Here is a 7777-nt window from a genome sequence, read left to right on the forward strand (position 1 = left end):
GTGCCCGTGCCCGCGTTGATGCCGAGGCCGTCCGGCAGGCCGGCCGCGGACCAGGTGTAGGCGCCGTCGCCGCCGGTCGCGGACACCGTCGCCGAATAGGCCTTGCCCTCGGTGCCGCCAGGCAGCGCGGACGTGGTGATCGCCAGCGCGGGATACTTGCTGCCGCCGCTCGTTACGCACGTCAGCGTGTACGCGGCCGTGTTGGAGACGGCCGGGACCGGGCTGGTCACCACGAGCTCGGCCGCGCCAGTGGCGGTGTCGCCTGGCGGCGTCACGGTGAACGGCTGCACTGCCTGGGTACCGGGCGCCCCGAACGTCAGGGTCGCCGGCGCTGACGCCGCTCCGCCGGAAAGCGCCCAGTAGTAGCTGACCCGCCCGGCCTTCGAGGTGGTGATCGTGCCGGTGAAGGTGAAGTCGGGCGGCGCCGCCCCGCACGTGACCGTACCCGTTGCCGGCGTCACCGCAGCCACCGCCGTGACCTGGCCAGGCCGGCTGCCCGGCTTCCTGCACAGCAGCCGGTAGCTCGCCTTGTTCGAATATGACGCCGCGGGTGCCACGATCTGGAGCTCCGCCCAGCCGGTGCCGGCGCCCTTGGCCCGCACGACCCCGCCCGGCACCTGCTGGGTCCCCGCCGCGGCGAACCGAAGCGCCCGCACCGCGCTCTTCTGACCTGACGAGTAAACCCACCGATAGGACACCACCCCGGCCGCCGACGCGGTGATGTCGGAGCTGTACGTGAACGTCGTGGGCGTGCGGCAGGACGAAACCGCCACCGGCGGTACCGTGTTGGCGACCGCCTGGAAGTTCGCGTTCACCGTGATGACCGGCGGCGTCGGAGTGCCCGCCGGGCTGCTTGCGGCGCGCGGACTGTGGTTACCGCCACCCGAGAGGGCGACCGCGGTCGTGGCGATCCCGACCATGACCGCGACGCTCGCCGCGATCCCCACGGCGGCGGCCTTCTTATGGGAGGCGATCCAGGTCACCTGGGAGCCGATCCAGGTGACCGCGGGCGCGCCGCTCGTTTCACCGGCGACGCTCGTGCCGGCCGGCTGCCGCGGCGACGCGGCGGCGCGCTCCGCCAGCTGGGCGCGACCGCGTGCCTCCCAGTCTGGCCCGTAGGCGGCCACCGCCGTCTCCTCGAGCTCGGCGGCGAATTCCGCGGCGTCGGCCGGCCTGGCCGACGGAAACATCGCCATGCCACGCGCGACCAGGGCCCGGAGCGGCTCATCGACCTGGTCGACGGGCACGACGGCGAACAGGTGCTGCTTACGCAGCCCGGCGAGCGAACCGGAGAACGGCGTCTTGCCGGTCAGGCACTCGAAGAACACCGCCGTGGCCGCGTAGATGTCGCTGGCCCCGCTCGGCTCGGCACCTTCCCACAGTTCCGGTGCCAGGTACAGCGGGGTGCCTGCCGACCGGACGCGCCTGCCCGCCTTGACCGCCAGGCCGAAGTCGGAGACCTTGGTGTTCCCCTCGCCGTCGACGAGCACGTTCTCCGGCTTGTAGTCCCCGTGCACGACGCCGAGTGCATGGGCGGGGCCGAGGCCGAGCAGCGACCCCTTCAGCACCGCGAGCGCCGCCTCCGGGGAGATCGCCCCGTGCTGCGAGAGCATCTCGCGCAGCGAGGCCCCGTCGACCAGCTCCATCACGATCGCCGCGCCCGCGCCAGGCTCTTCGACGTAGGCCAGCAGCCGGACTACCTGCGGGACGTCAAGGAACTCCAGGATCGCGGCATCGTAGCCGAAGCGCACACGAAAGCCATCGCTTGCCAACAGCCGGGGCGTGAGGTATCTAATCGCCACCCGACGGCCGGAGTCGCGGTGCACGGCCACGACCACACGGCCGGACGCCCCGTGCCCGAGCTCCCGCTCGTGCACGTAGCCAGGAACGACCCATGCGTCCATCGCGCAGTCCCCCACTGATGCTGCCGACGGGGATCAGCGTACCGACATCGGGTAGCTAAATGCTACAAAAAGTGACGATTATCCGTTGGGCGTGGCCGCGGGTTTCCTGAGTCAGGCGGCGTGCTCGCCGTGATCCCGTGATGGCGCGATCGACCAGTCCTGCAAGGGAGCGGACTCGCTGCTGATTTCGCGTTTAGGCTAGCGAATGTGCGCATGCCCTCACCCCGAGACCCAGTCCTGGCTCTGCTTGCCGTCATGGTGGCCCTGCCGCTAGCGGGCGCCGGCGTCTTCCTGGCCCACGCCAGCGACACGCATCCGCCCGTGGCCCTCCAGCTCCAGCTGGGTGCCCGGGCCGGCTCTGCCGCTCCGGCAGGCTCTGCCGCTCCGGCCGGCTCTGCCGCGCGGGCCGCCTCGACCACGCGGACCGCTTCAGGAACGCGGACCGCTACGAGAACGCGGACCGCCGCGGCTGGGCAGGCCGCCTCGGCCACGCATGCTGCGCCCGCCGTCGTGACCGGCCCGGCCGACATCAAGGTGAAGGGCGCCGCTTTGGCCAACGCGGCCACGGGCAAGATCCTGTGGAGCATCGGCCTGAACACCGAACGGCCAATCGGCAGCATCGTGAAGGTCATGACGGCCCTGGTGGTGATCCAGGCAGGCGACCTGAACCGGGAGATCACGGTGCCCGAGTCGGTCATCGCCTACCTGGACAGCCAGAACGGGCCAAGCACGGCGGGCCTGATCGTAGGCGACCGGCTCACCGCGCTTGAGCTGCTCGAGGCGCTGTTGCTGCCGTCCGGCTGCGACGCCGCCTATACGCTCGCGCAGGCCTACGGTCCAGGGACCGACGCGTTCATCGCCAAGATGAACGCGGAAGCCAGCAAGCTCGGCCTGACCGACACGCACTTCTCGAACTTCGACGGCATGCCGTGGCCGACCGAGTACTCCACCTGGTCGACCCCCGCGAACCTGATCACGCTGGCCCGGTATGCGATGAGCTACCCGGTGTTCGCCTCGATTGTCGGCCAGGCCAGCTACTCACTCCCGGCCGGCGACGGCCACCACGGCTACTTCTGGCAGAACACCAACCCGCTGATCGGCGTCTACCCGGGCGCGACCGGGATCAAGACCGGCGACACCAAGGCGGCCGGCAACTGCCTGCTCTTCGAGGCGACCCAGGACGGCCTGACCCTGATCGGGGTGACGCTGGGCACTCCCGGCAACGACATCACCGTCACCGGCCCGGTCGCCACCCGGGTCCTGAACTGGGGCTTCAGCCACTTCTGAGCAAAGGCGTCAGGCGAAGCTGGCGCGCGACTGGCTCAGCCAGTCCTCCAGCGGGCGGGGATCGGCCCCTGTCAGCTCACGCACGGTGCCGGTCACGGCTCCCGCGCCGCCTTGCCTGATCCACGCGAACCGCTCCAGCTCGCCATCGGCCGCCCAGGGGCTCAGCCCGTCCGCGAGCATGAGTTGCCTTGCCCGCGCCGGTGCCTGATCCTCGTAGTCCATCGGCGTATCCCAGCGCATCGGGCCCGGTGAGCACGTACGTCATGTTCTCGTGGCCCGGACTGGTCAGGACCCGGGCGGCGACCCTGGCAACATCGGCTGCCGCGATCCAGCCGACTCGTCCCTGGCCCGCGGGCGCCGAGATCGTCCCGGTCAGCCGGATCGCCTCAGCACCTCGCAGTCCGGATCCTGGAAGCCGTCGAGGCAGATCTTGACAATGTGCGGCCGGCGGCCGGTCGCGGCGGCCGGCCGCCGCGACCGCGTCGGTGAACACCGTTTCGAGTTCGGCCTGCTCTTCCTGCTCGGGGCTGAGCAGGAAGATCCGGTCGAAGTCGCACAGGAACGCGGCAGGCGGCGGATCGTCGAAGGATGCCACCATGTGCCGCGGCGCGCCGGGCAGGTCGGCGGCTTTGGCCTCCACACGCACCATCGCGGTCATCTCAGCGCCCGTGTCGGCGAGCGCTTCCATCAGGCGATATCCCACTCGCCCGGTCGCTCCAGTCACTGCGTGCCCTGCCGCGGCCCCCGGGCTCAGGAGTTGGTCGCGGGAACCTGATCGGGGACGGGGATGTCCGCGCTTGACTGGGCGGACGCGCGGGCGCTCTGCCCGCCTAGCGCGATGACGGCCCTGGCGGTGACCAGGTGGTACAGGAGCAGGAGCTGGGTGAGGCCGAGCGCTTCTGAGCGGTGCAGGTCGGAGCCGATCGTGAACTCGCCGAGCCGCTGCGCGCGCAAGTGGCTGGCGAACTGCATGCGATCCCAGATGGCCTCTTCCAGCGCCACGGCCCTGGCCGGGGAGATCGTGCCGGGAATCCGCAGTTCTTTCTCGCCGGGCTGCTCGGTGAGCGTCAGGTCGTCGGCGTCGGCTCCGTCGCCCACGACTCCGGCCAGGTCGGGGTGCGGCAGCGAGTCGCGCAGGAACAGGTGCGCGTCGAGCTGACCGGGGTCCTGGGACTGGCCCGGTGTACCCGGCATAAACGAGATGACGATGTCGGCGTAATGGCGCTGGGGGCGGATGTAGGCCTCGGAGTCGCGCTCGCGCCGGTCCAGTTCCCTGAGCACCTGGTCGGTCGAGTACCCGCGGCGTGAGCAGTCGCGTGCCACTTTCCAGCGTCGCCGCACGTCCTCGGGCGGGTTCAGGTAGACGCGGATGTCGAACATGTCCCGCAGCTCCGAAGTGTGGTTGATGAGCAGCCCTTCGGCCACCACGAACCGGGCGGGGCTCATGTAGACAGGCGGCCCGAAGGTGCCGTCGGTGTGCTGGTATACCGGCTTGAGTATGGCCTCGTTGTGGCGCAAGTGCCTGATATCGCACGTCAGCACGTCCAGGTAGTTGCACGCCGGATCGAGCGGCGTGATGCAGCGCTCGGCGCGCTGGCGCCGGTCGTAGCGATGGTAGTCGTCGGCGCAGAAATGGGTGACCCGGTCGTCGCCGAGCACGCGCACCACGCCACGGGTGATCGTCGTCTTTCCTGAACCGGAATCGCCCGCGATGCTCAGCATGATTGGCCGGGGCATTCAGCTCACCCGGTCTGGCTGTGCCGCGACGAACGAGACGACCTGGCCCTGGCGGCCGGGATCGTAGCCGTTGACCTTGATGTACGCGCCCGGGTTGGCCGCCCGGCACGCCGCGAGCTCGGCCAGCACGACGGCCGGGTCGGCGGTATCGAACAGCGGGAGCTTCCACATGGTCCAGTAGTGGTCGCAGGGATCTGGCGCGCTCGTGTACTCGATGCCGACGACCAGGTGCCGGCCGAGAATCGAGCGGAGCTGCCGCGCGAGCTGCTCGCTGGACAGCTCGGGCAGGTAGGAGAACGTCTCAAGCCTCATATCCGCACCTCGTTCCGCTTACGGCTGCAGCACATCGGGGACGTCGACTGCCTCGAATTCGAACCGGATCTCCCGCCAGGTTTCCAGCGCGGCGGCCAGCTCGGGAGACTGCCGGGCGGCCTGCTTGAGGATGTCCGGTCCTTCCGCGGCCAGGTCGCGTCCCTCGTTGCGGGCCTGCACGCATGCTTCCAGTGCTACCCGGTTCGCCGTCGCCCCAGCGCGGCTGCCCTGCGGATGGCCCGCGGAACCGCCGCCGAACTGGAAGACCGCGTCATCGCCGAAGATCTCGACCAGCGCCGGCATGTGCCAGACGTGGATCCCGCCCGAGGCGGCGGGCAGCACGGCGGGCAGCGACGCCCACTCCTGGTCAAAGTAGATGCCCCTGCTCCGGTTGGCGGGGACGAAGTCCGCGCGCAGCAGGTCCACCACGCCCAGCGTGGTCTCTCGGTCGCCTTCCAGCTTGCCGACCACCGTGCCGGTGTGCAGATGGTCGCCGCCGGCCAGGCGCAGCCACTTGGCCAGCACCCGGAAGTGGATGCCGTGGTCCCTCTGCCGGTCGACGACCGCGTGCAGGGCGCGGTGAACGTGCAGCAGCATGCCGTGGCGCCGGCACCACCGGGACAGGGTGGCGTGCGCCGAGAGGCCGCCGACCAGGTAGTCGTGCATGATGATGGGCGAGCCGAGCTGCCTGGCGAACTCGGCGCGCTCCAGCATCTGCTCGCAGTCCGGCGCGGTGACGTTGAGATAGTGCCCCTTGCGCTCGCCGGTCTCGTGCTCGGCCTTACGGACCGCCTCCATCACGAACTGGAAGCGGTCGCCCCAGCGCATGAACGGCTGCGAGGTGATGTTCTCATCGTCTTTGGTGAAGTCGAGCCCGCCGGCCAGCAGCTCAAAGCACGCGCGCCCGTAGTTCCGCGCGGACAGGCCGAGCTTGGGCTTCAACGTGGCGCCGAGCAGCGGTCGGCCGTACTTGTTCAGCCGGTCCCGCTCGACCTGGATGCCGGCCGGCGGACCCTGGAAGGTCTTGACGAGCGCGACAGGGATCCGCAGGTCCTCAAGCCGCAGCGCCCGGATCGCCTTGAAGCCGAACACGTTGCCCGTGATCGAGGCCATCATGCTGGTCACCGATCCCTCCTCGAACAGCTCGAGGGGATAGGCGATGTAGGCGAGGTACTGGTCACCCCGGCCAGGCACGGGCTCGAGGCAGTAGGCACGCGCCTGGTAGCGCTCCAGCGTCGTCAGCCGGTCGGTCCACACCGTCGTCCAGGTAGCGGTCGACGACTCGGCCGCCACGGCCGCCGCGGCCTCCTCCGGCGCCACCTCTGGCTGCGGAATCAGCCTGAACGCCGCCAGGACATCGCTATCGCCCGGCTGGTAGTGGGGATCCCAGTAGATCTCGCTGTACTCGCGAACGCCTGCTTCGAACATGCCTGCAGCCTATGCAGGGCGAATAATTTAAAAAAGGCCAGATTTTTCGATATGTCATAGAAGTTTTTGTATGACAGCGCGGCCCCGGGCGGAACGAAGGAACTCGCCGAACGCGCGGACCGCCGGGCGTCGCGGCCCGGCCGACGGGAACAGGACATGCCACGGACGGGTCAGCGGCGTGCCGGCGACGCCGATCTCGCACAGCGTGCCGCTGCGCAGCTCGCTGGCCACGGCGAACCGCGAGATCAACGTGACGCCAAGGCCGACGACCAGGCCCTGCTTGATCGCGCCGTTCGAGCCGAGCGTGAGCAGCTCGGGTGCGCCGGCCCCGGCTGAGCCCAGGTCCAGGTCGGCGAGCAGGCGCTCGGTCGCCAGCCGGGTGCCCGAGCCGTCCTCGCGCAGCAGCCAGGGGGTCCGGGCCAGGTCGGCTGGCACCTCCCTGCCCACGACGATCAGCTCGTTCCCGACGAAGGGGAATCCGGCAAGAGCCCTGCCCGCCGGCCGGCCGCCGATGCCGATGTCAGCGCGCCTTGATTCCAGCCGCTCGAACACGGTGGCGCGGTTGCCGACCTCGAGCAGGATGGCGACGCCCGGATGGAGCTGCCGGTAGGCCTGGATAAGCGGCGGCGCCAGGTACTCACCCGCGGTGTTCACGGCGACCAGCCTGACTCTGGAGTTCTCCGGGTGAGCCGCCTCCAGTGCCGCGTTCCTGCCCTGGTCAAGCAGGCCGAGCACTTGAGCCGCGTAGGGCGCGAAGGCCTCGCCCGACTCGGTCAGCCGCACTCCGCGGCCGTGCCGTTCGAAGAGCGCGGCGCCCACCTCGCGGGCGAGCGAGGCGATCGCGGCTGACACCGACGGCTGGCTGACGAGCAGCTGGCCGGCGGCGGCGTGCACGCTGCCTGTGCTCTTCACCGCGAGGAACGCGCGGATCTGGGTCAGGGTGATCGCCACCGGGCACCTCCTGCGAAGCTGCCCGGGCACTAAGCCATAGGCATTCACCTATGATTGCGCCGGCCTGGTCGTGACCGCCAGGGCGACCGGTTCAGCGGCGCCGTCTCACCTGCGGTGCATGAGCTCCTGCCACGAACTCGCCGTGATGTCGACGCCGA

Annotated in this window: 7 protein-coding genes; 1 reads left to right on the forward strand and 6 read right to left on the reverse strand. The window is 70.0% G+C overall.

Translation table 11 applies throughout. From position 1 onward, the window contains the following. Window positions 1–1904: serine/threonine-protein kinase (locus Q1N79_RS28265; RefSeq protein WP_300614105.1), on the reverse strand; the 1904-nt coding region annotated here is incomplete at its 3' end. Between the two features lie 255 nt (window positions 1905–2159). On the opposite strand from Q1N79_RS28265, the gene Q1N79_RS28270 reads away from it, so the two are divergent. After that, window positions 2160–3191 carry a D-alanyl-D-alanine carboxypeptidase gene (locus Q1N79_RS28270; protein ID WP_300614106.1) on the forward strand — a complete coding sequence of 344 codons (1032 nt, stop codon included), beginning with the start codon at window positions 2160–2162 and terminating at the stop codon, window positions 3189–3191. Window positions 3192–3267: 76 nt separating this feature from the next. Here Q1N79_RS28270 and Q1N79_RS28275 read toward each other — a convergent pair whose 3' ends face one another. From Q1N79_RS28275 to Q1N79_RS28295, 5 genes are all read right to left on the reverse strand, one after another. Then, a complete protein-coding gene (locus tag Q1N79_RS28275; protein ID WP_300614107.1) occupies window positions 3268–3879 on the reverse strand; it encodes a hypothetical protein in 612 nt (203 codons plus the stop codon). A gap of 62 nt (window positions 3880–3941) precedes the next feature. Next, on the reverse strand, window positions 3942–4928 hold the full coding sequence (locus tag Q1N79_RS28280; protein WP_300614108.1) for a phosphoribulokinase: 987 nt from the start codon (window positions 4926–4928) through the stop codon (window positions 3942–3944). After that, a complete protein-coding gene (locus Q1N79_RS28285; RefSeq protein ID WP_300614109.1) occupies window positions 4929–5240 on the reverse strand; it encodes a ribulose bisphosphate carboxylase small subunit in 312 nt (103 codons plus the stop codon). It abuts the gene before it with no gap. Window positions 5241–5258: 18 nt separating this feature from the next. Next, on the reverse strand, window positions 5259–6668 hold the full coding sequence (locus Q1N79_RS28290; protein WP_300614110.1) for a ribulose-bisphosphate carboxylase large subunit: 1410 nt from the start codon (window positions 6666–6668) through the stop codon (window positions 5259–5261). Between the two features lie 54 nt (window positions 6669–6722). After that, window positions 6723–7619, reverse strand: a complete 897-nt coding sequence (locus Q1N79_RS28295) for a LysR substrate-binding domain-containing protein (RefSeq protein WP_300614111.1) — start codon at window positions 7617–7619, stop codon at window positions 6723–6725. Between the last annotated feature and the right edge of the window lie 158 nt (window positions 7620–7777).

This window comes from Trebonia sp. (assembly GCF_030042015.1).
Taxonomy (GTDB): domain Bacteria; phylum Actinomycetota; class Actinomycetes; order Streptosporangiales; family Streptosporangiaceae; genus Trebonia.